Origin of the sequence: Fundidesulfovibrio agrisoli (genome assembly GCF_022808715.1) — a bacterium.
GTDB lineage: Bacteria > Desulfobacterota > Desulfovibrionia > Desulfovibrionales > Desulfovibrionaceae > Fundidesulfovibrio > Fundidesulfovibrio agrisoli.
Genome location: NZ_JAKZKX010000020.1, coordinates 7,760 through 33,492, shown reverse-complemented (window position 1 = coordinate 33,492; position 25,733 = coordinate 7,760). Strand labels below are relative to the sequence as shown.

The window sequence follows — 25,733 nt, the reverse complement described above, 5'->3', positions numbered from 1 at the left end:
GGCCCTACTCACCCCTCTTGATTTGTTCTTTCAGCAGCTGCAACTGGGCCCGAAGGCTAGCGTCCAGGACCTTATCCCCCACCTGCAAGACGATGCCGCCGAGGATGGCGGGGTCCACAGCGAATTCGAGAACCAGCTTCTTGCCGGATTTCTCCTCCAGCTTGGACTTGATGTCTTGCTGCCGCTTGGCCTGAAGCTCCATTGCGGTGGTCAGCTTGCCGCGCACCACCCCGGTGGTTTCGTCCAGAAGCTCGGCAAAAGTCTTCTGGATGTCGGGGAGGCAGTCCAGGCGTCCCTTGTCGGCCAGGACCGACAGGAAATTCACGGACAGCGGAGCCATTTTCAACTTGGCGACCACTTCCTTGAGAACGGACTTCTTCTCCTGGACGTTGAAGCTCGGGCTGCTAAAGAGTTTCAGAAGCTCGGGGGAGGCTTTCATGGCGCCCGCCAGCCCCTCGAGGTCCTTGCCGAAGGTTTCGGCGGCCTTTTCCTTGACGCCAAGGGCGAACAACGCCTTGGCGTACCTGCGCGCTACGATGTTACCGGTCAATTGAGCACCACCTTGCCTAAAGCGTCGTCAACAAGCTTGTCCTGGGCCTTGGCCGTGAGCTTCTTGGCCAGAAGGTCCTGGGCGGCCTCGATGATCTTGTCGGCCATTTCGACGCGCAGAGCGTTCATGGCCATTTTTGCTTCCTGCTCGGCGGTGATCAAAGCCTGGGCCTTGATGCGGGCGGCCTGATCCTCGGCGGCGGCCACGATGGCGGCCTTGAGGCTTTCGCCCTGCGCGCGGTAGTCCTCGAGGATCTGGGCCTTCTCGGACTCAAGGTTGGCGATGGAGCGTTCGACTTCCGCCAGACGCTTCTGGGAGGAGTCCTTGCGCTCTTCGAGGTCGGCCAGCTGGTTCTCGATGGAGAGCTTGCGGCCGGTGAAGGTGTTGGCGATCTTCTTGCCCGCCGCGTACCAGATGATGCCCACGAACAGCGCGAAGTTGATGGTACGCAGGATCAGGTTTTTCCAGTTGGGCGCATCGTGCCCTTCAGACGACGCCCAAGCACATGCGGCGGTCAAGAGACACACCGCCAAGGTGAAGAATACTATCCGTGCCTTGTTCAATGCCAACCTCCTTGAGATCGCTTGGGGCTGCCGGTTACAGGGACTTGCCCAAAATCTTGGAAGCGGCCTTCTCAGCCATGCCGGCCACCCCTGCCAGCATGGTGTCGAAAGCAGCCTTGGACTCGGAGGAAACCTTGGCGCGGGCGGCCTTGACGGTCTCGCCGGCTTCGGCGCCGGCGGCCTCCAGGATGACCTTCTCCTGCGCCTGCCCGTCGGCGCGCAGACCGGTGCGCACAGCGGCGGCCTCGCGGCGGGCGGACTCGAGGGCGGCCTCGTAGTTCTTGATCTTGTCCTCGGCGGAGGACGTGAACCCTTCGATTTCAGAAGTCTGGGCGGCGATTTTCTCCGCGCGGACTTTGAGCATCCGGCGGACGGGGGCGATGAGAACGGCGTTCAGCACCACCAGAAGAATAAGGAAGTTCGCAAGCTGGACAAAGAACCACCCGTCGAGATTCATTATGTTCATCAACCGCCCCCTAATTGTGAATTTTGTTTCAAGCCCAGGGGGCTCCCTACCTGATTTCAGGTATGGTGTCCAGGGGCTTTTTGGAAAAGGGTCTGTAAAACCACGGAAACAGGCCGTTTACAGCCTGATTGTTCAAAAATTCACGAGATTGGACAGCGAAACTACTCGGGCTTCGCTTCAACGGCGGAGCACATGCAAACCTGTCCATCGATGATGGCGCCCTCCTCCACGGAGAGGCTCGGAGCGGTCAGCGTGCCCTTGAAACGGGCGGATTTGTGGAGAACGGCGCGCTTGGAAGCCTGGACCTCGCCTTCGAGGGAGCCGCCAAGGATCAACTCGCCCACGCGCACGGCCCCGGCGACCTGGGCTTCGCGGCCCACCACCAGGGTGCCCTCGGACTCGACCTCCCCCTCGAATATGCCGTCCACCCGCACCGAGCCGGTGAAATCCAGCCGTCCGCGGTAGGTGGTTCCCACTCCCAAAAAGGCGTTGATCTCGTCCTTGGCCAAGGCGAACCTCCGGTGATTCTGGGGCGCGTCAGGTCTTTTTGAAGACGAAGCGGCGCATGGATACGTTGAGTGCGATGCCGATCAGGCAGAAGTTGACGATAGTCGCGCTGCCCCCGTAGCTGATGAACGGCAGGGGGATTCCCACAACCGGCATGATTCCTAGAACCATACCCATGTTGATGAGGATTTGCCAGAAGAAATAGAAGAAGACCCCGGCCGCCAGAAAGGAGCCGAAACGGTCCTTTGCATCGCGGGCGGTGCAGGCCAGCATGTACAGGAAGATGCAGAACAGGGCCACCAGAACGACGCCGCCCACGAAGCCCCACTCCTCCGCGAAGACCGCCACGGCGAAGTCAGTGTGCTTCTCCGGCAGGAAGCGGAGCTGGCTCTGGGTCCCCTCCAGGAAGCCCTTGCCCCACATCTGCCCGGAGCCGATGGCTATCTGGGACTGGATGATGTGGTAGCCCGAGCCCAGCGGGTCTCGTTCAGGATTGAACAAGGTAAGAATTCTTAGCTTTTGATAGGGCTTGAGGAAGAACCAGCCGCAGGGGATGACTATGGGCACCACCAGCAGCAGCACCTTGAACACACGCCCGGCCAGGCCCCGGTAGAGGATCATGCCGCAGAGCAGCAGCAGGATGTTCAGGCCCGAACCCAGGTCCGGCTGGACGATGACCATGGCTGCCGGAGGCAAGGCCGCAGCCAGCACCCCGAACAACCCCAGCCATCCCAACCTGCCGGAATCCTTGGAGAGCATCAGCGCGCCCACCAGCAGCGTGGCGAACTTGGCGAACTCGCTTGGCTGGAAGCTGAACAGGCCGAAATCAAGCCAGCGTTTGGCCCCGTAGACGGTCTTGCCCATAACCGGAACAAGCGCCAGGAGCACGATGGTCACGGCCAGCAACGGCCAGGCTATGTGCTTGAGGTAACGGTAGTCGAAGAAGGTCAGGGCCACCATGCAGATGAAGCCGGCCACGCCCCAGATGCACTGCTTCTGGTAGTAGGGGTTGAGCGAGACCCCGTCGCCCATGCGGAAGCCGCTGGCCGAATAGAGGTTGAGCACGCCGATGCCGAAAAGGCAGCCCAGCACGAGCAGCAGCGGCCAGTTGATGTGGGTGAAGAGCCTGCGGTCGACCGGGGTCATGCGCTAGTCCTGGCGTCCCTGGGTTTGGGCCTGGGCCGCCTCGCCCTTGGGGGCGGGGGGCAGCGGCTTGGACGGGCCGAAGAGGTAGTCGTAGACGTTGCGCACCAGGGGGCCCGCGTCCTCGCCGCCGTGGCCGCCGTGCTCGAGCATGCAGATCACCACGTAGCTCTTGTTGTCCTTGATGCCCCAGGTGGCGATCCAGGCGTGGTCGCGGTACTTGTAGGGGGTGTCCTTGGTCTTGGCCCGGATGTCGGCGTTGATGAGCTTGACCACCTGGGCCGTGCCCGTCTTGGCGCCCATCATGGCGTCGGCGCGCTTGATCTTCTGGCCCGTGCCGGAGTTGACCGTCTCCACCATGGCCTTCATCAGGAAGTCGCGGTCCTTCTCGGAGAGGGGGAGCTGGCTCTGCACGTCCACGGGGTCGGTGAGCACCAGGCTCGGCCGGATGACCTTGCCGCCGTTTATCAGCGAAGCGTAGAACTTGGCCAACTGCAGGGGGGAGACCTGCACGTAGCCCTGGCCGATGGAGCAGTTGAGCGTTTCGCCGCGGGTCCAGTTCTCGCCGTAGCGGCGCTTCTTCCAGGCCGTGGAGGGGATCAGGCCGGAGCGCTCGTGGGGCAGGTCGATGCCGGTGGGCGCGCCGAACCCCGCCTGCAGGGCGAAGCGGTTGATGCGGTCGATGCCCAGCTTCTCGCCCAACTGGTAGAAGTAGACGTCGCAGGAGTGCACAAGGGCGGAGCGCATGTCCACGCTGCCGTGGCCGCCCTTCTTCCAGCAGTGGAAGTCGTGGTCGCCCACGCGGTAGGAGCCGGAGCAGAACACCGTGTCCGTGGGCTTGACGATGCCCTCGGAGAGCGCGCAGGCCGCCATGAGCAGCTTGAAGGTGGAGCCCGGCGGGTACACCGACTGCGACACCCGGTTCTGGATGGGGTGCATGGGGTCGTCGCGCAGCTCCTTCCACTTCTTGGGAGGGATGCCCAGCACGAAGAGGTTGTTGTCGTAGGTGGGCTGGCTCACCAGGGCCAGCACCTTGCCGGTGTTGGGCTCAAGGACCACGATGGAGCCCGCCTGCCCTTCCAGCTGCTTGGTGGCGTAGGCCTGCAGGTCGATATCGATGGAGAGCGACAGGCTGTTGCCCGCGCGCGGCTCCAGCAGGACCTGCTGGTCGTGCTCGCGGCCGTAGGCGTCCACCTCGATCTGCTTGAGGCCCTTCTCGCCGCGCAGGCGCTGCTCAAGGGTGAGCTCCAGGCCTTGCTTGCCCACGTGGTCGCCCAGGGCCAGGCGGGAGTCCTTCTCCAACTCCTCTTCGTTGGCTTCGGCCACGTAGCCCATCACGTGCGCCAGCAGATCCCCGTTGGGGTAGTAGCGCTTGTGGCGGGTGAGGATCTCGAGCCCCGGCCAGGACACGGCGTTGGCCTCGATTTTGGCCAGCAGCTCGTAGGACAGGTTGGAGATGAGCACCAACGGCTCGAAGGGCTTGGAGCGCTTCTTGCCGCGGATGTAGGTGTCCAGCAGGGCCTGGTAGTCGAGCCCGGTCCACTCCGCCACCTTCTGCAGGGTGCCCTGCACGTCGGGGCAGTCCTCGCGGATCAGGCCCAGGGCGAAGGATGGCTCGTTGATGGCCAGGGGCTTGCCGTTGCGGTCCAGGATCATGCCGCGGGCCGCAATGATGGAGGCCTGGCGCATCTGGTTCTCGCGGGCCAGGTCGGCGAAGTGTTCGCCCTTGTGGATCTGCAGATACCACAGGCGGACCACGAACAGGCAGAACAGCCCCAGGATCAGGACCTGGAGCAGTATCAGGCCGCCGCGCGGGGCTTGCTGCCCGGATTCGGGCTCATATGTTTTGGCCATTTTGGGGCAGGTGGTTGTGGATGATGTAAATCAGTCCCCACTCGACGGGGAAGACCACGGCCTGCACGATGGACTCCACCAGCACCCGGCCCGGCGCGGCGCGCCAGTCCTGCAGCTGGGTCATCACGTCCATCAGTCCGAAGTGCAGCACCCCGAGGCAGGCCCCGAGGATCATCATGAACAAGAAATTCCTGGCCTCGAAGAGCCAGTGCCCGAAGAAGAACAGGCCCACCAGCAGCGCGTACCAGAGCACCACGGTGCCGAAGGCCAGCGAGCCTGTGCCCTCCTGGATGAACAGCCAGATCACGCCAAGGATGACGGTGGTTCGGAGCTTCTCCTCCTGGAGGCTCAGGATAAGTCCCGGGGCGAGGAAGTCCACGCCCGGAAGAAAGCTTTGCAGCCACATGCCCGCCAGGGTGAACACCGTCCAGAAAGCCGCGCGCCGGCCGGTCATTGCCCTTCCCCGCGCTTCTTCTTGGGCGTGGATTCCTGTGGCCGGGCTTCGGGGGGCTCGTTGCGTCCGCGCTTCTTGACCTCGCCCTTGCGATCGGCCGCGCCCTTGGGGCGCTTGGTGCTGGTGTCGGGCAGGGCCTCTTCCTCCTCGGGCTTGGGCGGCGGGGCCTTCTTGAGCAGGGCCACCTCCTCCAGGCGTTTGGGGTCGAACAGGGCCTGGGCCGAAACGTTCAGGAAGAGCGAGGCCCCCTCGCGGTTGACGTTGGTCACCGTGGCCAGCGGGAGGCCCTGGGGGAAGATGCCTTCGAGCCCGGTGGTCACCAGGATCTCGCCGGGCTCAACCTGTGCGGAGAGTGAGACGTACTGCAGCATCATGGGCTGCCCCGAGCCGCGCCCAACCAGGATGCCCTGGGTGCGCGACTTCTGGGAGACAACCGGGATCTTGGAGTTGGGGTCCGTGACCATGAGCACGGTGGCCGCGTTCATGGAGGCCCGCAGCACGCGCCCCACCACGCCCTCGGGCGCCACCACGGGGGTGTTCACGTCCACGTCGCTGCGACGGCCCTTGTCGATGACGAAGGTCTCCAGCGCGGCGTTGGGGCCGAGGCGGTGGGCGATGACCCGGCTGGCCTCGCGGGTCCACTGGGGCGGCGGGGCGATGAGCAGCAGGTCGGTGAGCCGCTTGGCCAGCGACGCCTGCTCTCTTGCCCCCACCAGCTCCTCGTTGGCCCTGGCGAGATCCTCGCGAAGGGTCTCGTTTTCCTGGCGCACGCCCACGAAGTAGACGTAGCGTTCCCAGAAGGAGGATAAGCGCGTCCACACCCACCGGCCGGGCGTCAGGACCCAGCGGGTGAGTTCGAGGCCCGTGTGGCTGGCCAACGTGTCCACGTAGCCGGTACGGATGTTCCAGGTGAACACCCCCAGGTACACGAACAGGGCAACCAGCAGGCCCAGGGCGATGCGCTGGGGCGAGGGCTTAATCGATCGTTACCTCTTTTAAGACGTCCAGGTTGTCCAGCGCCTTGCCGGACCCCAGCACCACCGCGGAGAGCGGATCGTCCACGATGACGATGGGCAGGCTGGTCTCCTCGCGCAGCAGCTGATCGAGCCCGCGCAGCAGCGCGCCGCCGCCGGTGAGCACGATGCCCCTGTCCACGATGTCGGCGGCCAGTTCGGGCGGGGTCTGCTCCAGGGCGATGCGCACGGCCTGCACGATTGACTCCACCTGCTCGGCGATGGCCTTCTGCACCTCGTCGGCGGTGATCAGGATGTTCTGGGGGATGCCCGTGACCAGGTCGCGGCCCTTCACTTCCATGTCGCCGATGCTCGTGGAGTGGTGGGCGCTGCCGATGTTGATCTTGATCTGCTCGGCCGTGGATTCGCCGATGAGCATGTTGTACTTGCGCTTGACGTACTGCATGATGGCTTCGTCCATCTTGTCGCCGCCGACGCGCACGCTCTTGGAGTAGACGATGCCCGACAGCGAGATGACCGCCACCTCGGTGGTGCCGCCGCCGATGTCGACCACCATGTTGGAGGTGGGCTCGGTGATGGGCAGGTTGGCGCCGATGGCCGCGGCCATGGGCTCCTCGATGAGGTAGACCTCGCGCGCGCCCGCGGACTGGGCCGACTCCTTCACGGCGCGTTTCTCCACCTGGGTGATGCCCGTGGGCACGCAGATGATGATGCGCGGGCGCACCAGGCGCCGGGAGTTGTGGACCTTGGAGATGAAATGGCGCAGCATGGCCTCGGTCACCTCGAAGTCGGCGATGACGCCGTCCTTCATGGGCCGGATGGCCACGATGTTGCCGGGCGTGCGGCCGAGCATCTTCTTGGCCTCGGCGCCCACGGCCAGAACCTTGTTGACGCCCCGGGCGTCCTTTTTGACGGCCACCACCGAGGGCTCGGAGAGCACGATGCCCTTGCCCTTCACGTACACCAGGGTGTTGGCGGTGCCGAGGTCGATAGCCAAATCGTTGGAGAAAAATCCCAGTGCGGAATCCAAAAGTCTGGACATGGTCCCTTCCTTGGCTCGCGTCAGGAGCCTGGCGTATTTCGTGGGCGCGATCAGCGGCCCCGGAAGATGCAGGGAACGCGATAAAAAAAGCCGGGCCGCACGCGGCCGGCCCTTGCTACGGCGGTGCGCCAGGGCTCCTGCCGTCGTTCGGTTCGACGCTGGTGTTGGTCAATTCGAGCCGTGATGTCAACGGGATTTTACTCTGATGGACCACGTTTCACCCCAGAAGGCCCGGCCGTACAACGCGGTTTCCGCCCGTTGGCGCGCGCTCTTCGGCAGGGCCGCCCGCAAGGTTCCGCTCGACGCCGGTTTCGGCTGCCCCAACCGCGACGGCACCCTGGCCGCGGGGGGCTGCATCTTCTGCAACGCCAGGGGGTCGGGCACCGGGCTCGGCAGCCGCATGCCCCTCGGCGCCCAGTGGGCCTACTGGAGCCAGCGCCTGCGCGCCCGCTGGGGCCAGGATCTCGCCCTGGTGGGCTACCTCCAGGCTTTCTCCAACACCCACGGTCCGGCTGAACGCCTGGCCGCCGTGCTGGACGAACTGGCCGCCCTGCCGGACATGGCCGGGCTCTGCCTGGCCACCCGCCCCGACAGCCTGGACGAGGAAAAGACCGCCCTGCTGGCCGCCCTCCCCGTGGAGGAGTTCTGGCTGGAACTGGGTTTGCAGTCGTCCAACCCGGCAACACTTGCCCGCATCCGCCGGGGGCACGACGCGGCCTGTTTCGCTGCAGCGGTGCGCATGGCCGCCGGGGCCGGGCTCAAGGTCACGGCGCACCTCATGGCCGGGCTTCCCGGCGAGGCGCGCGCGGACTGGGACGCCAGCGTGGACTTCGTGAACGCCCTGCCCGTGGCGGGCGTCAAGTTCCACAACGTCTACGCCGCCAAGGGCACGGAGCTGGCCCGGATGCACCTGGAAGGGGAAGCCCCCCTGCCCGAACTGGAGGAGTACGCCGACTTCGTGGCCCGCGCCCTGGCCCGGCTGCGCCCGGAGATCGTGGTGCACCGCCTGCACGCGGACCCGGCCCACGGCGAGCTGGTGGCCCCGGCCTGGGCCGGGGCCAGGAGACGGCTGCACAACACCATCGCGGAGGTCCTGCGCGTGCGCGGCGTGCGCCAGGGCATGAACCGAACGGAGCGAATATGACCCGGCCCACCGCCCACCTTCTTCCGGCCCTGGCGCTTCCGGCCTTTCTGGCCCAGCTGGCTCTGCTGGCGCTGCTCGCGGCCTCCCATCCGGCCCGCGCCGCCGAACCGCTGGCCTCGGCAGACGACGGCTCCTACTCCCTGAACCTCCCGGCGGACTTCGTGCGCATCCCGCCCCTGGAGCTGTTCCTGTTCGAGCACCCCGGCAAGCAGGCCCCGGTGCCCCACGAGGAGCTGGCCGCGTTCCGCCGGACCCACGCCGGGTTCCAGAAGAAGGCCGACACATGGTTCGTCACGCCCTTCATGCTCATCACCCGGGAAACGGGCAGGAAGCGCACTCCCCAGGAGCTGTTCATGGACCACGTGCTGGTCGAACGCGACCGGGAGGACGCCGCCCCCCCGGGGACGGCCTTTCTGGAAAAAGAACACTTCCCCACCAGGCGCATGCACTATTATAAGGAGGCCGGTTTCAACCGCGCCCTGGGCCGCCAGGTCATCAGCGCAACGTACACCTGGCTCACCTCGGACGGCTTCCTGCGCCTGACTTGGTACATCACCGAGGATCAGCGCCCCATCTACGAGGAGGCCCTGCACCAGGCGGCCCTGAGCCTCGCCCTGTCGCCCCAGGCGGCCTACAAGAAGGAGAACGCGCAATGATCCTCACCGAAACGCTCGTATCCGCCCCTCTTCGCCTGGATCTGGCCTGGAGCGACGGCACGTTGCGGAACATGTCGCTCTCCTGGTCCGCCCCCGGGGACGCGCCCCGCCTGGTCACGGAGATGGGACGCGAGCTGGCCAAGGCGCTGGACCGTTACGTGGCCGGGGAGCGTGTGGACTGGCCCGAGCTGCCCATCGAGCTGGAGGGCATGCCGCGCTTCAAGCGCCGCGTGCTGGAGGAGCTTGTGCGCGTGCCCGCCGGGCAGGTGGTAAGCTACGGCGGGCTGGCGGCCATCTGCGGCAGCCCGGGCGCGGCGCGGGCCGTGGGGCAGGTGATGGCCAGCAACCGCTGGCCCCTGATCTACCCCTGCCACCGGGTGCTGGCCTCCGGCGGCGGGCTTGGCGGCTTCGGACCGGGGCTCGAGATGAAAAAGTGGCTGCTGGAGCTCGAGGGGGCGCTGTAGCCCCTTTTGCCTCCCGCGAAAAAACCTGATACGCCCTCGGCGTGAACATCGTCGATCTCGCCCTGCTCATCATCTGGGGCTTCTTCTTTTTCCGGGGGTACCTGCGGGGCCTCGTCAAGGAGGCCGCCTCCATCCTGGCGCTGGTCTTCGGCTTCAAGCTGGCCGTGGCCTATTCGCCGCAGCTCTCGCCGCACATCGCGCCCATGGTCTCCAACCCGGCCTTCGCGGGCCCGGCCGCGTTCATCATCATCTTCGTGGGCACCATGATCGCCTGCTCGCTGATCGTGGTGGGCATCACGGGGCTGATGAAGCTCACGCTCATCGACTGGGCCAACAAGTTCTTCGGCGGCTTCTTCGGCCTGGCCAAGGGCGTGCTGCTCACGGCGGTGGTGCTCTGGGTCTGGACGGCGCTCCTGCCCCGGCCCGATTTCATGGCCAGCTCCAAGCTGGTGCCGGTGCTGGAGAAGGTCGACGGCTTCATCTCGGAATACATCCCGCCGGACTGGAAGCAGAAGCTCAAGAGCCTGACGCCCCCGCCGGTGACGCCCCAGAAGAAGGTGGTGGAGCCCCCGGCGTCTCCGCCCGCTCCGGCGCCCGCTCCCGCGCCCACGCCCGCCAAGCCGCACGGGCAGAAGAAAAGCACCACATAAGGACGTCCCCCATGCCCAATACAGGCGACTCCCTGGCCAAGCTGCGCCAGGTCGTTTCCACGCTGCTCGGCCCCGAGGGCTGCCCCTGGGACCGCAAACAGACCCCCGAGAGCCTCTGCGACTACGTCATCGAGGAGGCCCACGAGCTGGTGGAGGCCATCCGCGCGGGTGACGAGCACGGCGCCATGGAGGAGCTGGGCGACGTGCTCTTCCTGCTCTGCTTCCTGGGTGCGCTCTACGAGGAGAAGGGCTCCTTCACCCTGGCCGACTCCATCGACGCCATCGCGGCCAAGATGATCCGCCGCCACCCCCACGTGTTCGAGGGGCTGAACGTGGAGAACCAGGAGGAGCTGCTGCGCAACTGGGAGCGCATCAAGCGCCAGGAGAAGGACAACAAGGAGGGTATCTTCGCCTCCCTGCCCAGGGGCCTGCCCCCGCTGCTCAAGGCCTACCGCCTGGGCTCCAAGGCCGCGCGCCACCGCTTCACCTGGGAGGACGACGCCGCCCAGGCCGCCCAGATGGGCCGCGAGTGGCAGGAGCTGCAGGAGGCCGTGGCCTCAGGCGACCAGGAGCGGGTGGAGGCCGAATTCGGGGATTATCTTTTCTGCGTGGTGGAGTACGGGCGCAGGCTGGGCGTGAAGGCCAACTCCGCCCTGGAGGGCGCCAACGCCCGCTTCCTGGCCCGTTTCGAGGCCATGGAGGCCCTGGCCGCCGAGCGCGGCCTGAACACTGCGGACTTCCGGCTGGCTGATTGGGACGCCCTCTGGGACGAGGTCAAGAAGCGCGAGAAATAGGCGTTCGCCCGCGCCGTATCAGGCGGAGGCCCTTCCTCCCGCCGGGAGCGGCATTATATTGCCCCCGGGCGGGACGCGCCAGGCGTTCGCCACCGCCCAGCTCAGACTGATGCGGCGCGCTCAATGCGCCGGGCCGCTCACGGCCACCTCCCAGTGCCCGGCGGGCACCGGCAGGCAGACCATCCTGCCATCCAGCTCGCCGCAGAGCAGCAGAGCCCCGTCGCTCTCGTTCCAGAACGCCTTGGCGCAGAACGCCTTGATTATCCGGGCCATCGAGGTTTCTTCGGCCCCTGCCCGGACCAGCAGTTTCCTGGCCGTGTCGCCGAGAACCCGCAGCGCCTCCCTGGAGAGGGCCACGTCCTCCATGTCCAGCGGGTGCAGGCGGGCGGCGCCCCACGGCGCCGGCATGGCCGGTGCGGCTGAAAGATGAGATTTCGTGGTCATGACGGCCTCCTTGCCTATTATAATTCTTAGCAAGGAACAGGCCAGATTGTCCAACATGGAGGAGTCATGCAGTACGCCGAGTTGCGTTCGGCCAAATATTTCGCCCTTGCCTGCGCCATAGCCCTGGCGCTGCTCATCACCTTCGGCAAGACGGACCCGCTGAAGCCCTCGCCGCTGGAGGGGGTCATCAATTCAGTTTCGGAAAAGAACGGCGCGGTGCTGGGCTACGCCGTGGATTCCGAAGACCAGACCGTGGCCGTGAACGTGCCCCTGCCCTTGCAGGGCGAAGCCACCAAGGCCGCCCTCGAAGAGGGGCAGGCCGTGAAGTTCATGGTCACGGACGTGCGCGGCACCAAGCGCGGCGTGGTCTGCGAGCTGGTCTCCATCGTGTCCTACGGGCCGCCCCCGCCGCCGGACGCCTCAGCGCCAAAGAAGAACGCGGCGCTGCCCGTCGACGACCTCAAGCCCGGCCTGGGCGTCACCGGCCAGTGAGCCTCCCGCCAGAGCGTCAAAAGTATGGAGGCAGAAGCTGCCTCCCTCGATGAGCCCGGGCTCCAGGCGGGCCAGGGGCCTCTCCTCGTAGCCGTCGTCGTCCAGGCGGGTGATCTCCGTCACGGCCAGGGCCCGGCCGTACCAGCCCGAGCAGTCCTGCCCGTAGCGCACCAGCCGCCCGCCCAGGCGCGCGATGCGGCCCGCGGGCCTGGCCCTGCGCACATCCGAGACCACGGGGTTCAGCCTGTGCGGCGTGAACGGCCCCAGGGGCGACGGCCCCTTGAACACGTGCAGCTCGTCCCAGGAGGAGCCGCGCTCCCCGCGCACGTTGGCCAGCAGCCACCAGGCCCCGCCATGCTCCACCAGGGTGGCGTCCACGGCGCGCAGGCCGTCGAGCAGCACCCTGTCCAGCACCCAGCCCCCGGGGAAATCCGTGGCGCGGTACAGCCGCACCTGCCCGGCCTGGGAGGTCTCGGGCAGCATGTAGGCCTCGCCGCCGTGCTCGAACACGTTGGGGTAGGAGAGGTGGAACGGCTCCTCCAGCACGCGCCTGGGCGGGCCGAAATTCTTGCCGTCGAAATCCATCACGCTGATGACGCCCCGGCCCGAGGGCGGAATCTCCTCGATGAACAGCCAGCTCCGCCCGCCCCGGCTAAAGAACAGCGGGTCGGCCCAGCCCGTGCCCTTGGGCGGGTACAGGGGCGCGAAGCGCCGCGCGGCGAACCCCGGAGCAAGCGGGTCGCCCCCGCCCGGGCGCACGGCCAGAAACCACTGGCGGCGGTGCAGCAGATCCTGCCAGGCGCGGGTCAGGCCCCAGCGGGCCAGATCGGCGGCGAAGCGGAGCCAGCTCAGGCCCGAGGGCCTGAAGGGCGGCAGGGGTTCGCACGGCGGGCAGGCGTTCCAGAAAGCCTCAGGGTCCGCGCCCATGCGCGCCAGGATTCCGGCGGGCGCGCGGGAGAGCTTGGCCAGGTGGTTGGCGGCCCAGCCGCCGGGCAGGGGGCCTTCCATGCAGGTGGCCACGCTGGCGGCCAGGCGCGTCTCCAGCCTGCCCGGGGCGGTGGCCCTCCGCCAGAGCACGCGGCCTTCCAGCGCGCCGTCGCGCGCCAGGGCGGGGTGGAAGGCCTCCACCTCAAGGAGGCCCAACGGCAGCAGGGCGGCAAGCTCCGCACCCGCGCGCAGGCCCGGCGGGGCCAGCAGCAGCTCCGCGCCGGAAGCGCCGGGGGCCACGAGGCCGCCCGCCACGGGGGCGGCCTTCTCCCGGCCCAGGAACAGGCCCCAGGGCGCGGGCAGCCACGGCGGGCAGGCCCCGGCTTCGGGCAGGGTCACGGGGACGCCGGACTGACCCAGGGCGGCCAGGGCGGCCGTTTGCCAGGCTCCGACCCCCGAAGGGGGGCAGGCAACGGCGACGCGTGGCAAGTCTTTGTGCATGGATGCTCCTTTGGCCCGGTTGCTAGCCTCCCGGAGCGGGAGTTGTCAAAAGCGGCTCCATCGGATAAGCGCTACCGTCCTCCGGGCAAGCTACAAATCGTCCAGACAGCGCAGGATCGCATGGCTTTCAGCCCCTCAGCTTCCTATCATGCCCACCCACCGGTGCTCCATTGCTGTTCCGGCCCGTCCCCGTTCATGATTCGCAACACTCCGCCAAACCTCGGCACGGCGCCGGCCTGCGGCCCGCTCCATGACTCCGTCCCGATGCGGCGCCGCACATGGGCAGCATGACCAACCACCGGGCGGAAAGGGCTGTCGCCTGTATGAGTGTGGCCATCTTCCTGGCCTTCATCGGCTCCTGCCTGGGGCTGGAGGTCTTCGCCCTGCTGCACGCGCAGGGTGAGGCCCCCCACGGCGCGCCCGGGGCCAAGCCCCCCGCGTTCGATCCGCAGGCGTTCAGGGTGACCTGCATGCCCGACCCGCAACTGGGCTACAGGCTCGAGACCCGCCTCCCCGAGGCCCAGGGGGACGTGAGGGCCTACGCCGGCCGCACCGTCGAGGCCCGAAAAAAGCCGGACACCGTCAGAATCGTTTGCGTGGGCAACTCCACCACCTACGGCTACAGCGGACCCAAGACCTCCTACCCGGCGCTGCTGCAACAGATGTTCGACCTGGCCCTGAAAGGCTGCCCCGTGCAGGCGGAGGTCATCAACGCGGGCGTGGTGGGCTACAACAGCTGGCATACGCGCATCCGCGCCAATACGGAGCTGGAGGAGCTGTCGCCAGACCTCTACGTGGTGATGGACGGCGTCACCGACGTCCTGACCGCGGCGTCGATCAGCAACGTGGACGAGGCGGTGCGGCAGCGCGGCGTGCTCACGAGGCTCGTAGCCATGGACACCCCTGAGCCGGACGAAGGCGGCTCCGGGAAATGGCCGGCCTGGCAACCCAGGTCGGGGCCGAAGGATCTTTTCGACCTGCTCGGCCGCGCGGCCATGCTCCGGGAAGCGCGCCTGGCCGTGGAGTCATGGTTCACCGCCGACGCCATGGAGCACAAGATGAAGGCCTTCGGTTTTGCTGAGAACGTCGCGGCCTTCATCCGCGAGCGCCAAAGCCGGGGCACCCCCGTGGTGGTCGTCAACTATGGCTGGATCGTCAGGCCGGACGCCTCCGCCGCCAAGGAGGCGGACAGGATCCCCTACCCTGTCAACGTGCCCCTGTTCAAGTTCGGGCGGGAATACACGCGCTCCGTTTTGCGCAGCGCCGCAAGCGCCAGCGGCGCCATGTTCGTGGACATGCAGCCCTGGGTGGACGCCCTGACGGAACGCCATCCGGAGGCTTTCCGCCTGTTCCTTGACGAAACGCATTACTCGCAGCTGCTCAATTACCTGCTCGCCAGAGAGGTCTTCGAGAAGCTGCGCGATTCCGGTTTCATGCGGGACCGCCTAGGCATGTGCCCAGTCCCCTCCAAAGAGTCGATGGACGCGGCCCTGTCCTATTATGCCGGGTGGGGCGAATATTACGCCGGGCGCGATTTCGCCAAGCCGCCCGCCCTGCCCCTGGAGATCGCGGAGGTCGAGATGCGGAACCTGGCCTCGACCGAGGAGAGCCTGGCCCCGCAAGGCTGGTGCAAGATCGCCCCCCAGGACCCGGCCAAGGCCGGCGTCATGCGGGGAGTGTTGCGCCTCGACGGCTGGAAGGGCCCCGTCTATTACCATCCGCGCCTGTTCTCCAACAAAGGCGTCGTCCTGGTGGAGGCCAAGCTGGGCGGGCAGTGGCGCAAAATCTCGGAGACCGCACAGTACGACACCGGAGAATGGATGCCGGTGGGCGAACGCTACGGGTTCGTGCCGCCAAACGACGCGGGCGACGCGCTGGAGGTACGGGTGACCCTTTCCGGCAGCGCCCAGCTCTTCCACCACGGGGCGGACATCTTCTTCCGGTCGCAACCCGCCGGGCGCTGAGGCGGAAGGCCGCCTGGCCCGACCGCACCGGGATACGCCGGACAGACGCCCGCGGGGCTTCCAGGGGCGGGAGTTGTCAAAAGCGGCTCCATCGGGTAAGGGGCAACCACCCTTCGGGCAAGCACCAAATCGTCCATACACCGCAGGATCGCATGGTCTTCAGTTCCGCATCTTTTCTATTCTATTTTCTGCCACTGGTGCTGCTGCTGTACTATGTCGGCGCATCCACGCTCAAGATCCGCAACACCCTGCTGCTGGCGGCCAGTTTCGTTTTCTACGCCTGGGGCGAGGGGGCCTACACCATCGTCATGGCCGTCTCCATCCTGGCCAACTTCTGGTTCGGGCTCTGGGTGCACAACGCCCACCGGACCTCCTCGGCCAAGCTCCAGATCGGGCTGGCCATCGCCTTCAACATCACGCTGCTGGTCATCTTCAAATACACCAACTTCATCGTCGACAACCTCAATCATTTCGTGGTGTCGCCGCTCGGCATGCACCCCATCGACGTGGGCAAGGTGCACCTGCCCATCGGCGTCTCCTTCTTCACATTCCACTGCATCTCCTACCTGATGGACATCTACCGCAGGCAGACCCCGCCCAACGCCTCGCTGAGCCAGCTCGCGCTCTACATCGCCCTGTTCCCGCAGCTGGTGGCCGGCCCCATCGTCCGCTACAAGGACATCGCTGGCCAGCTCTCCGGGCGCACCGTCACCGTGGAGCGCTTCGCCTACGGCGTGCGGCGCTTCGTCACCGGCCTGGGCAAGAAGGTGCTCATCGCCAACGTGGTGGCCCTGCCCGCCGACAAGATCTTCGCCGTGCCCACCGACCAGCTGACCACCTCCGTGGCCTGGCTGGGGGTGCTCTACTACACTTTGCAGATCTACTTCGACTTCTCCGGCTACTCCGACATGGCCATCGGTCTGGCGCACATGTTCGGCTTCAAGTTCCTGGAGAACTTCAACTACCCCTACATCTCCCGCAACATCCGCGAGTTCTGGCGGCGCTGGCACATCTCGCTCTCCACCTGGTACCGCGACTACCTCTACATTCCGCTGGGCGGCAACCGCTGCTCCAACGCCCGCGTGACCTTCAACCTGGTGCTTGTCTTCTTCCTGTGCGGGCTCTGGCACGGGGCCAGCTGGAGCTTCATCATCTGGGGCCTGTTCCACGGCTTCTTCCTGGGCCTGGAGCGCACCCGCTTCGGGGCCTGGATGGACAAGGCCTGGAGCCCCCTGGCCCACGCCTACACCCTGCTGGTGGTCATGGTGGGCTGGGTGTTCTTCCGGGCGGAGAACCTGGGCCAGGCCACGGCCTTCCTCAAGGCCATGGCCGGCATGGGCACCGGCACCGGCATGGAGTGGCACCCCGGCCTGTTCATGAACCCCAAGGTGGGCATCGTGCTGGTGCTGGCCGTGGTCGGCTCCGCCCCGGTGATCCCCTGGCTGGCGGCCTGGCGCGCGCGCATGCTCGAGCGCACGGGCAGCTTCCTCTACGGCCCCTTCGTCGACGCCCTCACCGGACTGGTGGCCATGCCCGCGATCCTGCTGCTCTCCTGCATGGCGCTGGCCAGCGGAACCCACAACCCGTTCATCTACTTCCAGTTCTGAGCATGGACAACGCAGCCAACCGCCTGGCGAGCAAGGTCGTCGCCCTGATGGTCTCCATCGTGTTCATTGGGGCCATCCTCGTGCCTGTCACGGCCAACATCCTCAAGATCAACCCCGTGGTGCCCCTGCAGGAGAGCGACCCCAACCCCATGCCCAGCATCAGAATGGACTTCCCCACCATGGCCCAGGTGATCTACAAGCTGCGGCGCAACTGGCTGGACCGCAACTTCGGCCTGCGCCGGGTGCTGGTGCGCTGGGAGCATCTGCTGGACGTGCGGTTGCTCAAATCCTCCATGCCGTGGGACCCGGTGCTGGCCGGCAACGACGACTGGCTCTACCTGGCCCAGGAAAACCCGCAGCTCAACGTCATCAACGATTGGCGCGTGACCGCCCCTCTGACCCCGCAACAGCTCGACACCTGGGTGCACATCTACCGCACCCGCCGCGACTGGCTGGCCGGGCTTGGCATCCGCTACATGGTGGTGGTGGCCCCCAACAAGGTGAGTATCTACCCCGACTACGTGCCCCAACGCTTCACCAAGGCCCGCCAGACCAACAAGATGGATCAGATGGTCGAGGCCCTGACCAAGGCGGGCATCGACGTGGTGGACCTGCGGCCCGCCCTGCGCGAAGCCCGGGCCAACGGCACGGCCTACTACCGCACGGACAGCCATTGGACGCCCTTCGGCGCCTTCTTCGCCTACCGGCAGATCGCGGAAGCGCTCAAAAAGTACTTCCCCGGCCTCAAGCCAGCGCCCCTTTCGGACTACGCCGTGGGCGAACGGCCCGGCCTGAAGGGCGGCCTGGCGGGCATGATCGCCATGAGCGACATCTACACGGAGAACGTCGTGACCATGGAGCCCCTGCTGCCCCGCAAGGCCCGGGAGACCACCGGCCGCGAGGCCGGGCTCAACGAGTTCCAGCCGCTCTCCATCTACGAGAACGAGGACGCCTCCCTGCCCAGGACCGTGGTCCTGCGCGACTCCTTCGTGCACGAGATCATCCCCTTCCTGGCCGAACACTTCTCACGCATGGTGTTCGTCTGGCCCTTCCCCACGGACGCGGTGCACGTGCGCGGCTTCAAGCCCCAGATCATCCTGGACGAGAAGCCCGACATCGTCATCGACGAGTTCGTGGAGCGTTATTTCACCCAACCACCCCCTCCTTCCGCTCTGCCCATGGAGCAGTGACGCCATGAACACCCCCTTTGAACCACCCCGGGCCATGCTGCCCGAAGAACTGGCCGCCCTGCCCCAGGCGCGCTACGAGGGCGAGGTCGTCATCGCCCAGACACCGGACGAGGCCCTGCGCGCCCTGGAGCGGCTGGGCGGCGAGGCCGTGCTGGGCTTCGACACCGAAACACGGCCCACCTTCAAGCGCGGGGTCAATTACCTGCCCTCCCTGGTGCAGTTGGCCGGGGCCGAACTGGTGGTGCTGGTGCGTCCCGGGGCCTTCGCGGCCTGGGCCGAACTGACGGCGGTTCTGGGGGACGAGGCGGTGGTCAAGGCCGGGGTGGCCGTGCGCGACGACATCAACGCCCTGGGCAAGCTGGGCCCGGTGACGCCGAGGCGCTTCGAGGACGTGGGGGAGTGGGCCAAGAAATTCGGCTGGCCCGTGACGGGGCTGCGCAACCTGGCGGCGGGGCTGCTCGGCGTGCGCGTCTCCAAGAAGGCGCGGCTGACCAACTGGGAGGCCAGTTGCCTGAGCCCGGCGCAGGTCTGCTACGCGGCCACGGACGCCTGGGTCAGCAGGGAGCTGTACCTGGCCATGGAGGCCATCCGCCCGATGCTCAAGAAAAAAGAGGCCGCCGCTCGCGCCAAGGCCGCCAGGAAAGCCGCCAAGGAAGAATAGGGCGGCACTAAAAAAAGAGGATCCGCCTTGTTGCGCTTGCCGTTTCCCGGCAGGGCCCCCGCAGTGTATCGGGGGGCTAGGGCGCGCTTCGACGAATCCTCGCTGGGGCGCTCACTCGCCCGTTATGGTGCCTGGAATTAACGACCTCTACCCTCCGTTGCCGTTCCGACGCCTGCCGAAGACCGCCTTCGGCATTGATTCCCTCATACCCCAGCCGCATCATCCCGCAACAAAATAAAACCCTGCGCCCAAGCCCCGTTACGGAAGCGTTGCGGAAATCCGCCGTGATCCCGGACGCATCGCGTCTGCTATTTTTTTCTTCTTCCTTTGCGGCATGTTGCGCGCACGCCGATCGTGCAGCCAACCCATTGGCCAGGAGGGCATCAGGGCTGGCGCTTATCCGATTGACTCCCCATCTTGCATGTGACATTTTTTAATCAGCGGAATTTAAGCATGTCCGCTTGGCCTGGGGCATGCGAATCAACTGCATCTTGCAGGTCTGTAACTATGGTTTACCGGATGAACGCAGCCCGGCCGGCCTCAGCCCTCTTCCCAACCGAACCTGTGGCGGTCCTCGCCACGGGAGCTTTCCCACCCCTCGCTTCCTTGCGCCTTGAATCGGGGGACCCGCGGTGAACATACTCCGTAAGCTGATCCTGCTGTTTCTGGTCGTCCTCGGGTTATGGTCGGGCTTCACGTATTACCTGTACTACATGGCCCTGAGCAACGACCATGAATCCGCCCTGGAGCAGGCATTGGTCGAGGCCCGCATCGCCTACGAGAAGGACGTCACCTACCGGCGCTGGGCCGCGCGCATGGGCGGCCTCTACGCGGAAATCACCGAAACCCTGCGGCCCAACCCCTACCTCGACGTGCCGGACAGGGACATCGTCACAGACTCCGGAAAGAAACTCACCCTGATCAACCCCGCCTACATGACGCGCATGGTGCACGGCGTCATGCTCGAGGACGCCGGGCTCAAGGCCCACATCACCAGCCTGGAGCCCATCCGGCCCGCGAACGCCCCTTCGCCCTGGGAGACCACGGCGCTGGAGTCCTTCAAACGGGGCGTCGGTGAGTACCACGAAATCGCGGTTGAGGATGGCCGCGAGGTCATGCGCTTCATGCGCCCCATGCTCACGGAGGAGCCCTGCCTGAAATGCCACGCCAAGCAGGGCTACAAGTTGGGCGAGATACGCGGCGGCATCAGCGTGACCGTGCCCATGGACAAATACGCGGAGTCGCTTGCACGCACGGCGAAGGGCACGGGCGTCCGCTACAGCGTGATATTCCTGGCCGGGGCGGGGCTCATCCTGACCATGTTCACGCTGCTGTTGCGGCACGAACAACAGCGCAACCTCGCTGAAATGGCGCTGCGGGCTTCGGAAAAGAAAACGCGCGAGAGCGAGGAGCTCTTCCGCACCGTGTTCGAGAACGCAGGCGACGCAATCTATCTCACGGACATGGAAGGGCGCATTTTGGGGGTCAACAACGAAGCCTTGCGGCAGACCGGCTACTCCCGCAACGAACTGCTGGAACTGCACGTCCACAATCTGGACACCAACCACAACACCCCGGAGGCGATCCGGCAATTGAGGGACCGCATCGAAGTCGGCAAGGTGGCCGCCTTTGAAACGGCGCATCGCCGCAAGGACGGCGGGTTGCTTCCGTTGGAGATGCGCGTAGCCTGCTTCAACATGGGCGTCCAGATCGCCTACATCAGCGTGGCCAGGGACATCACCGAGAGGAAAAAGATTGAAGGCAGCATTGCCGCCTCCCTCAAGGAGAAGGACATCCTCCTGCGCGAGATCCACCACAGGGTGAAGAACAACCTCCAGATCATCTCCAGCCTGCTCAGCATCCAGAAGCAGGGCATGAGCAACCCCGAGGCCAAGGCGGCCCTGCTCGAGGCCAGAAGCCGCATCGCCTCCATGGCCCTGATCCACGAGCAGCTCTACCATTCGCGCGACTTCGGCGAGATAGACCTCAAGGCCTACCTGGAGCAGTTCGTGCCCAGGCTGGTGACCACCTACAAGGGCGGCAGGGACGTGACCCTGAACCTGGACCTGCCGGCCGTCTCCCTGGGCCTGGACAAGGCCATCCCCTTCGGGCTCATCATGAACGAGCTGGTCACCAACGCCATCAAGCACGGGCTCAAGGACAGGGCCGCGGGCGAGGTGCGGGTGAGCCTGCGCCAGGAGGACGGCTGCCTGGAAGTGACAGTGGGCGACGACGGCCCCGGCCTGCCCCCGGGGTTCGACATTGCGGGAGCCCACACCATGGGCCTGCAGATCGTCACCTTGCTGACCGAGCAACTGCGCGGGCAGCTTACGGTCGACTCCACGCGGGGAGCGGTGTTCAACCTCCGCCTCCCCATAGTACAGCCCGGCGCTTGATCCGTCCCCTTTCAGGGGGTACACCCGGCACCATGGCCTATACACGCGTCACCCTCCGGGACGGCACGGCGCTCAACGTCTACGACAGCGGCGCGGAAGGCGTCCTGCCGCCGCTGCTCTTCGTCCACGGCAACAGCTGCGACCACACCTTCCTCACCCCCCAGATCGAGCATTTCCAGAAGACGCGCCGGGTCATCGCGCCGGACCTGCGCGGCCACGGCGAGAGCGACGCCCCCCAGGAGGGCTACGCCTTCGCGGAGCTGGCCGAGGACCTGGCGGAAATGCTGAACGGGCTCGAAGGCATGGAGGGCCGCGCCGTGACGGCCGTGGGGCACAGCATGGGCGGCGTGGTGGTGCTGGAGCTGGCCCACCACCACCCGGAGCTGGTGGCCGGGGTGGCCTGCCTGGACTCCACCGTGCTCTCGCCCCCGGGCAGGCCAAGCCGCATCCACTCCCTGCTGGACGGGCTGCGCTCCACTGCCTGGCAGGGCTACTTCCTGCGCTACTTCGAGGCCGCCTTCGACCCCGTGGACGATCCGCAACGCAAGCAAGCCATCCTGGAGCGCATGCTGCGCACCCCCCAGCACGTGATCGTGGCCCTGTTCGAGCAGTGGCGCATAGCCGACGGCGCGGCCGCGGCGCGGGCCTGCCGGGCACCCATGCTCTACGTGTCCTCGTCGCGCCCGAGAACCGACACGGCGCAACTGGCGGAGCTGTGCCCCCAGTTGATGCACGGCCAGGCGGTGGGCTCGGGGCACTTCCTCACGCTGGAAGTGCCCGCCCAGGTCAACGCGATGTTGGAGAGATTTCTGGAGATCAACGGGCTCTAGCCCGTAAGCTCCACGAGGCGCGCGAACACCTGCTCCAGGCTCAGGCGCGAGGTGTCCACGATGACGGCGTCCTTGGCGGGGGCCAGGGGCGCGATGGGGCGGTTGCGGTCGCGCTCGTCGCGCTCCCTGATGGAGGCCTCGATGGCGGCCAAGTCGGCGGGCTGGCCCATGGCCTTCAACTGCTCCGCCCGGCGCTGGGCGCGCACGCGCGGGTCCGCGTCCAGGAATATCTTGCGGGCGGCGGCGGGGAAGACCACGCTGCCCATGTCCCGCCCTTCGACCACCAGGGAGACGCTGGCCCCGATGGCCCGCTGGGCCTTCTTCTGGAACTCGCGCACCTCGGGCCGGGCCGCCACCCTGGAGGCCCAGACGCCCGCCTGCTCGGTGCGCACTTCATCACCCACGGGTTCGCCGTTGCACAACAGCACGGAGCCCGAACCCACGCCCGTCAGGCCGAACTCCAGACCGTCCAGCCGCTTTTCCAGCTCATCGGGGGGCAGGTCCCACCCGCCATCGCCCAGGCGCAGCGCCGTGGCCCGGAACATGGCCCCGGTGTCCAGGTAGGCCACGCCCAGGGCCTGGGCCAGCATCCGCGCCAGGGTGGTCTTTCCCACCCCGGCGGGGCCGTCCAACGTGATGATGGAGGGCTCAGTCATGGATGCCCATGATCTCGGACATGGCCTGGATGAAGGCGCGGTTCTCGGGCTCGCTGCCGATGCTCACGCGCAGGCACTCCGGCAGGCCGTAGCTGGCCAGGGGCCGGATGATGATGCCGCGCGCCAGCAGCGCCTCGAACAGGGCCTTGGCCTCGGTGGGCGGGGTGAACAGCAGGAAGTTGGCCTGGGATGGCTGCACCGTGCAGCCCAGGCGCTCAAGCTCGCCCGTGAGCCAGGCCCGGCCCTTGCGCACGGTCTCCAGGGTGGCCACGCGGAAGTGCGTGTCCTCCAGGGCGGCCATGCCCGCGGCCTCGGCCAGCAGGTTCACGCTGAAGGGCAGGCGCACGCGCATGACCAGGTCGGCCAGCCAGGCGGGCATCACGCCGAAGCCCAGGCGCAGCCCGGCCAGGCCGTACAGCTTGGAGAAGGTGCGCAGCACCACCACGTTGGGCAGGCTCTCCAGGCGGTTCATCACGGAGTATTCCTGCTCGGGCTCGGCGAACTCCACGTAGGCCTCGTCCACCACCAGCAGGGCGCGCGGCGGCATGGCCTTGGCCAGGTAGGCGATCTCGGCGGCCTTGACCGCGTGCCCGGAGGGGTTGTCCGGGTTGGTGAGGAACACCAGGGCCGTGTTCTCGTCGCAGAGCTCCAGCATGGATTCGAACGGGAAGCGGAAGTCCTGCGCCAGGGGGGCCTGGCGCATCTCAACGCCGCAGAGCTTGGCCTGCAGGCGGTAGATGCTGAAGCAGGGCTGGAAGGCCACCACGTTGTCCACGCCCGGGCGGGCCTTCACGCGTAGCAGCAGGTCGATGATCTCGTCGGAGCCGTTGCCCGGCACCACGCACTCCACGGGCACCCCGTGGTGCCCGGCGATGGCCTTGACCAGCCTGGGGTTGCCTGACTGCGGGTAGCGGAACACCACCTCGGAGCGGCGCGTGAGCACCCGCTGCACCAGCGGGGAGGCCCCCAGGGGGTTCTCGTTGCTGGCCAGCTTGATGACGCTGGCCAGCTTGTAGCGCTCCTTGATTTCGTCGATGGAAAGCCCCGGGGAGTACGGAGTGAACTCCAGCACCTCGGGGCGCAGCGTGTCTTTGGGGTCCATAGGAAAAACCATCAATCCTCGTCGGCCTGGGGTTCGGGGCGGATAGTCAGCACGGGGCACTTGGAGCTCTTGACGATCTTCTCGGCCACGGAGCCGAAGAGGATGCGGTCGATGCCGGTGCGCCCGTGGGTGCCCATGATGATGAGGTCCACCTTTTCGTCCTCGGCCAGGTTGAGGATCTCCTCGGCGGGGTAGCCCACCAGCACCTTGCCGCTGGCGTCCGCGCCCGCGAAGTGGGCCTTGAGATAGGCCTCCATGCTGGTGTCGGCTCCGGCCACGATCTCGCCCACGAAGGACTCGATGGAGCTGGGCGGCACATGGAAGCCCACGTATTGCGACAGGGAAGGCGCGACGTACACGCACAGCAGTTTCGCGCCCGTGCAGCGGGCCAGGGTCTTGGCGTAGTCGGCCAGTTTGGGGCTCTGATCGGAAAAGTCCACAGCGCACAGGATCTTCTTGAATTCGGCCATGGCCGCCTCCATTGTTGCAAAATTTCCGGTCCGGCCAGTGTAGCCAAGCAGGCCTGCGATAGACAAGGGTTTTCCCGTGTACTAGGGATGTTCTGGCCCCAGGTTCGGGCCGGGCCGCCGCGCCCGGCTGCGGAATGCGCAGGGAGGCAAAAAATTCCCTCCCGCCTCCGGCCAGCATCAACGATTTCAGCGCCTTACATGTTCATCGATTTGGCAAGGGCTTTGCTTAAGCCTGGCAGGGAACATGTCAGGGCGAGGAGATGCAGCCTATGAAGATCCAAACAGACCAGATCACGCCTGTACAACAGACGGGCAAGGTCCAGAAGGCCGCCGGCGCCACGGGAGTCAGTTTCGGGGAGATACTGGCCCGCGAGGTGGGCGGTGCGGATGCCTCCCAGACGGCGTCGGCCGTCGCTCCGCTGATGTCTGGCGCTGCCGGGCTGGCCCAGGCCGTGGCCGCCCAGGCGGCCGTCCAGGGGACTTCGCCCACCACGGCCGTTTCGGCCGCAAGCGACAGGCAGGCGGTGATGGACAACGTGAACAGCTTGTTGAGCCAATGGGAAAAATATGCCGGACAACTGGCGGACGGCGGTGCAAACCAGCTTCGCCAGGCCTACGGCACCCTTGAAAACATCCAGACCGGCGTGAAAAAGCTCAAGGACGAGCATCCCGGGCTGGACGGGCAGAGCCCGCAACTCTCCTCCATGGTCAATGAACTGGAAGTCATGGCCGCGACGGAGCAGATCAAGTTCAACCGGGGCGATTACCTGTAATCGCGGCTCGCCCCAGCCCTGACATTCGCCGGCGAACGCCGGGGCTCCCGCCCAGCAGGGAGGGAGCCCCGGCGGACCGAAGACCCGGCCCCGTTCCCTCCCCGTCTCCCTTTCCAATGCCCACTCACGGATTCGACTGAGCCGCCTCAAGTCACACGCGGCATCCAGACACCAGCCGACCCTATAAGGGATTCCAAAGGGCGAAGTCCTTTGGCCGCCGGAGGCGCCTCATGCCTGGCGCCTCCGCGCCCACCAGTTGATCCGCCACAGAAAAAGCCCCCGGGCAGTATGTACCCGGGGGCTCTTTTATCGTCGATTTTGCGAAAGCGGGCCTGAAAGATCCTTCCAATGTACCCGGTGAGCAGTAGCGGGTCCAGGCGTGGCCTCCCCAGGGCCGAACTGGCTGATGTTCTTCAAATACAGCGGACAGTTCGGCCCTGGAGAGGCCACGCCTGGAGC

At 66.4% G+C, this 25,733-nt stretch carries 27 protein-coding genes; 13 read left to right on the top strand and 14 right to left on the bottom strand.

Annotated features, from left to right (window positions below):
• Positions 1–4: 4 nt before the first annotated feature.
• The 9 genes from atpH to MLE27_RS13625 form a co-directional block, all read right to left on the bottom strand.
• Positions 5–550: an ATP synthase F1 subunit delta gene (gene atpH / locus MLE27_RS13665; RefSeq protein ID WP_243312645.1), complete on the bottom strand. Its 546-nt coding sequence runs from the start codon at positions 548–550 to the stop codon at positions 5–7.
• A complete protein-coding gene (locus MLE27_RS13660) occupies positions 547–1,113 on the bottom strand; it encodes an ATP synthase F0 subunit B (protein ID WP_243312644.1) in 567 nt (188 codons plus the stop codon). The genes atpH and MLE27_RS13660 overlap by 4 nt, the downstream gene beginning before the upstream one ends.
• 34 nt (positions 1,114–1,147) lie before the next feature.
• Positions 1,148–1,579 (bottom strand): ATP synthase F0 subunit B, encoded by a 432-nt coding sequence (locus tag MLE27_RS13655; protein ID WP_243312643.1) that lies wholly within the window; start codon positions 1,577–1,579, stop codon positions 1,148–1,150.
• Positions 1,580–1,740: 161 nt separating this feature from the next.
• Complete coding sequence (locus MLE27_RS13650; RefSeq protein WP_243312642.1) at positions 1,741–2,088, bottom strand: bactofilin family protein; 348 nt, start codon at positions 2,086–2,088, stop codon at positions 1,741–1,743.
• A 28-nt stretch (positions 2,089–2,116) separates the two neighbouring features.
• Positions 2,117–3,232 carry a rod shape-determining protein RodA gene (rodA, locus tag MLE27_RS13645; RefSeq protein ID WP_243312641.1) on the bottom strand — a complete coding sequence of 372 codons (1,116 nt, stop codon included), beginning with the start codon at positions 3,230–3,232 and terminating at the stop codon, positions 2,117–2,119.
• A 3-nt stretch (positions 3,233–3,235) separates the two neighbouring features.
• Entirely contained in the window at positions 3,236–5,083 is a 1,848-nt protein-coding gene (gene mrdA / locus MLE27_RS13640) for a penicillin-binding protein 2 (protein ID WP_243312640.1), read from the bottom strand.
• Complete coding sequence (locus MLE27_RS13635; RefSeq protein WP_243312639.1) at positions 5,067–5,537, bottom strand: hypothetical protein; 471 nt, start codon at positions 5,535–5,537, stop codon at positions 5,067–5,069. Before MLE27_RS13635 ends, mrdA begins: the two co-directional genes overlap by 17 nt.
• A complete protein-coding gene (gene mreC, locus MLE27_RS13630) occupies positions 5,534–6,466 on the bottom strand; it encodes a rod shape-determining protein MreC (protein WP_243312638.1) in 933 nt (310 codons plus the stop codon). Before mreC ends, MLE27_RS13635 begins: the two co-directional genes overlap by 4 nt.
• A 46-nt stretch (positions 6,467–6,512) precedes the next feature.
• Positions 6,513–7,553 (bottom strand): rod shape-determining protein, encoded by a 1,041-nt coding sequence (locus MLE27_RS13625; protein ID WP_243312637.1) that lies wholly within the window; start codon positions 7,551–7,553, stop codon positions 6,513–6,515.
• A gap of 205 nt (positions 7,554–7,758) precedes the next feature.
• Between MLE27_RS13625 and mnmL the strand changes: the two genes are divergently transcribed.
• Genes mnmL through mazG form a run of 5 tightly spaced genes read left to right on the top strand, consistent with a single transcriptional unit; the run spans position 7,759 to position 11,261 of the window.
• On the top strand, positions 7,759–8,697 hold the full coding sequence (gene mnmL / locus MLE27_RS13620; protein WP_243312636.1) for a tRNA modification radical SAM protein MnmL/YtqA: 939 nt from the start codon (positions 7,759–7,761) through the stop codon (positions 8,695–8,697).
• On the top strand, positions 8,694–9,353 hold the full coding sequence (locus MLE27_RS13615; RefSeq protein WP_243312635.1) for a hypothetical protein: 660 nt from the start codon (positions 8,694–8,696) through the stop codon (positions 9,351–9,353). Before mnmL ends, MLE27_RS13615 begins: the two co-directional genes overlap by 4 nt.
• Positions 9,350–9,817, top strand: coding sequence for a methylated-DNA--[protein]-cysteine S-methyltransferase (locus tag MLE27_RS13610; RefSeq protein ID WP_243312634.1), 468 nt, complete (start codon positions 9,350–9,352; stop codon positions 9,815–9,817). The genes MLE27_RS13615 and MLE27_RS13610 overlap by 4 nt, the downstream gene beginning before the upstream one ends.
• Positions 9,818–9,858: 41 nt before the next feature.
• Positions 9,859–10,467 carry a CvpA family protein gene (locus tag MLE27_RS13605; RefSeq protein WP_243312633.1) on the top strand — a complete coding sequence of 203 codons (609 nt, stop codon included), beginning with the start codon at positions 9,859–9,861 and terminating at the stop codon, positions 10,465–10,467.
• Positions 10,468–10,478: 11 nt separating this feature from the next.
• Positions 10,479–11,261, top strand: a complete 783-nt coding sequence (gene mazG, locus MLE27_RS13600; protein WP_243312632.1) for a nucleoside triphosphate pyrophosphohydrolase — start codon at positions 10,479–10,481, stop codon at positions 11,259–11,261.
• 120 nt (positions 11,262–11,381) lie between these two features.
• Here the strand turns inward: mazG and MLE27_RS13595 are convergent, their stop codons facing one another.
• The gene (locus MLE27_RS13595; RefSeq protein WP_243312631.1) at positions 11,382–11,705 is read right to left on the bottom strand and encodes a hypothetical protein; all 324 of its coding nucleotides are present in this window, start codon (positions 11,703–11,705) and stop codon (positions 11,382–11,384) included.
• Positions 11,706–11,771: 66 nt separating this feature from the next.
• Between MLE27_RS13595 and MLE27_RS13590 the strand changes: the two genes are divergently transcribed.
• On the top strand, positions 11,772–12,197 hold the full coding sequence (locus tag MLE27_RS13590; RefSeq protein ID WP_243312630.1) for a hypothetical protein: 426 nt from the start codon (positions 11,772–11,774) through the stop codon (positions 12,195–12,197).
• Here MLE27_RS13590 and MLE27_RS13585 read toward each other — a convergent pair.
• The gene (locus MLE27_RS13585; protein WP_243312629.1) at positions 12,126–13,625 is read right to left on the bottom strand and encodes a glucosamine inositolphosphorylceramide transferase family protein; all 1,500 of its coding nucleotides are present in this window, start codon (positions 13,623–13,625) and stop codon (positions 12,126–12,128) included. The genes MLE27_RS13590 and MLE27_RS13585 overlap by 72 nt on opposite strands.
• A 323-nt stretch (positions 13,626–13,948) precedes the next feature.
• On the opposite strand from MLE27_RS13585, the gene MLE27_RS13580 reads away from it, so the two are divergent.
• The 6 genes from MLE27_RS13580 to MLE27_RS13555 all read left to right on the top strand — a co-directional run bounded on the left by MLE27_RS13580 (position 13,949) and on the right by MLE27_RS13555 (position 22,273).
• Entirely contained in the window at positions 13,949–15,589 is a 1,641-nt protein-coding gene (locus MLE27_RS13580) for an SGNH/GDSL hydrolase family protein (RefSeq protein WP_243312628.1), read from the top strand.
• A 152-nt stretch (positions 15,590–15,741) separates the two neighbouring features.
• Entirely contained in the window at positions 15,742–17,196 is a 1,455-nt protein-coding gene (locus MLE27_RS13575) for an MBOAT family O-acyltransferase (RefSeq protein WP_243312627.1), read from the top strand.
• Positions 17,197–17,198: 2 nt separating this feature from the next.
• Complete coding sequence (locus MLE27_RS13570) at positions 17,199–18,386, top strand: alginate O-acetyltransferase AlgX-related protein (protein ID WP_243312626.1); 1,188 nt, start codon at positions 17,199–17,201, stop codon at positions 18,384–18,386.
• A 4-nt stretch (positions 18,387–18,390) separates the two neighbouring features.
• Positions 18,391–19,047 (top strand): 3'-5' exonuclease, encoded by a 657-nt coding sequence (locus MLE27_RS13565; RefSeq protein WP_243312625.1) that lies wholly within the window; start codon positions 18,391–18,393, stop codon positions 19,045–19,047.
• A 632-nt stretch (positions 19,048–19,679) separates the two neighbouring features.
• Positions 19,680–21,443 (top strand): histidine kinase dimerization/phosphoacceptor domain -containing protein, encoded by a 1,764-nt coding sequence (locus MLE27_RS13560; RefSeq protein WP_243312624.1) that lies wholly within the window; start codon positions 19,680–19,682, stop codon positions 21,441–21,443.
• Positions 21,444–21,475: 32 nt separating this feature from the next.
• Entirely contained in the window at positions 21,476–22,273 is a 798-nt protein-coding gene (locus MLE27_RS13555; RefSeq protein ID WP_243312623.1) for an alpha/beta fold hydrolase, read from the top strand.
• On the opposite strand, the gene cmk is transcribed toward MLE27_RS13555, so the two are convergent.
• The 3 genes from cmk to MLE27_RS13540 are packed head-to-tail and all read right to left on the bottom strand — an operon-like array spanning position 22,270 to position 24,501.
• The gene (cmk, locus tag MLE27_RS13550; protein WP_243312622.1) at positions 22,270–22,929 is read right to left on the bottom strand and encodes a (d)CMP kinase; all 660 of its coding nucleotides are present in this window, start codon (positions 22,927–22,929) and stop codon (positions 22,270–22,272) included. The two genes, MLE27_RS13555 and cmk, sit on opposite strands and share 4 nt — an antisense overlap.
• Entirely contained in the window at positions 22,922–24,031 is a 1,110-nt protein-coding gene (gene hisC, locus MLE27_RS13545; protein WP_243312621.1) for a histidinol-phosphate transaminase, read from the bottom strand. Before hisC ends, cmk begins: the two co-directional genes overlap by 8 nt.
• A gap of 11 nt (positions 24,032–24,042) precedes the next feature.
• Complete coding sequence (locus MLE27_RS13540) at positions 24,043–24,501, bottom strand: universal stress protein (protein WP_243312620.1); 459 nt, start codon at positions 24,499–24,501, stop codon at positions 24,043–24,045.
• Between the two features lie 269 nt (positions 24,502–24,770).
• Between MLE27_RS13540 and MLE27_RS13535 the strand changes: the two genes are divergently transcribed.
• A complete protein-coding gene (locus MLE27_RS13535; RefSeq protein WP_243312619.1) occupies positions 24,771–25,274 on the top strand; it encodes a hypothetical protein in 504 nt (167 codons plus the stop codon).
• The last annotated feature ends 459 nt before the right edge of the window (positions 25,275–25,733 follow it).

Bases quoted from the DNA above. Each gene is read 5' to 3' on its own strand.
- hisC (WP_243312621.1), bottom strand. From the start codon at position 24,031: ATGGACCCCAAAGACACGCTGCGCCCCGAGGTGCTGGAGTTCACTCCG.
- MLE27_RS13555 (WP_243312623.1), top strand. From the start codon at position 21,476: ATGGCCTATACACGCGTCACCCTCCGGGACGGCACGGCGCTCAACGTC.
- MLE27_RS13590 (WP_243312630.1), top strand. From the start codon at position 11,772: ATGCAGTACGCCGAGTTGCGTTCGGCCAAATATTTCGCCCTTGCCTGC.
- MLE27_RS13570 (WP_243312626.1), top strand. From the start codon at position 17,199: ATGGACAACGCAGCCAACCGCCTGGCGAGCAAGGTCGTCGCCCTGATG.
- MLE27_RS13565 (WP_243312625.1), top strand. From the start codon at position 18,391: ATGAACACCCCCTTTGAACCACCCCGGGCCATGCTGCCCGAAGAACTG.
- cmk (WP_243312622.1), bottom strand. From the start codon at position 22,929: ATGACTGAGCCCTCCATCATCACGTTGGACGGCCCCGCCGGGGTGGGA.
- MLE27_RS13615 (WP_243312635.1), top strand. From the start codon at position 8,694: ATGACCCGGCCCACCGCCCACCTTCTTCCGGCCCTGGCGCTTCCGGCC.
- mnmL (WP_243312636.1), top strand. From the start codon at position 7,759: ATGGACCACGTTTCACCCCAGAAGGCCCGGCCGTACAACGCGGTTTCC.
- MLE27_RS13635 (WP_243312639.1), bottom strand. From the start codon at position 5,537: ATGACCGGCCGGCGCGCGGCTTTCTGGACGGTGTTCACCCTGGCGGGC.
- MLE27_RS13625 (WP_243312637.1), bottom strand. From the start codon at position 7,553: ATGTCCAGACTTTTGGATTCCGCACTGGGATTTTTCTCCAACGATTTG.
- MLE27_RS13535 (WP_243312619.1), top strand. From the start codon at position 24,771: ATGAAGATCCAAACAGACCAGATCACGCCTGTACAACAGACGGGCAAG.
- MLE27_RS13585 (WP_243312629.1), bottom strand. From the start codon at position 13,625: ATGCACAAAGACTTGCCACGCGTCGCCGTTGCCTGCCCCCCTTCGGGG.
- MLE27_RS13580 (WP_243312628.1), top strand. From the start codon at position 13,949: ATGAGTGTGGCCATCTTCCTGGCCTTCATCGGCTCCTGCCTGGGGCTG.
- mazG (WP_243312632.1), top strand. From the start codon at position 10,479: ATGCCCAATACAGGCGACTCCCTGGCCAAGCTGCGCCAGGTCGTTTCC.
- rodA (WP_243312641.1), bottom strand. From the start codon at position 3,232: ATGACCCCGGTCGACCGCAGGCTCTTCACCCACATCAACTGGCCGCTG.
- MLE27_RS13610 (WP_243312634.1), top strand. From the start codon at position 9,350: ATGATCCTCACCGAAACGCTCGTATCCGCCCCTCTTCGCCTGGATCTG.
- mrdA (WP_243312640.1), bottom strand. From the start codon at position 5,083: ATGGCCAAAACATATGAGCCCGAATCCGGGCAGCAAGCCCCGCGCGGC.
- MLE27_RS13575 (WP_243312627.1), top strand. From the start codon at position 15,742: ATGGTCTTCAGTTCCGCATCTTTTCTATTCTATTTTCTGCCACTGGTG.
- MLE27_RS13655 (WP_243312643.1), bottom strand. From the start codon at position 1,579: ATGAACATAATGAATCTCGACGGGTGGTTCTTTGTCCAGCTTGCGAAC.
- MLE27_RS13595 (WP_243312631.1), bottom strand. From the start codon at position 11,705: ATGACCACGAAATCTCATCTTTCAGCCGCACCGGCCATGCCGGCGCCG.
- MLE27_RS13540 (WP_243312620.1), bottom strand. From the start codon at position 24,501: ATGGCCGAATTCAAGAAGATCCTGTGCGCTGTGGACTTTTCCGATCAG.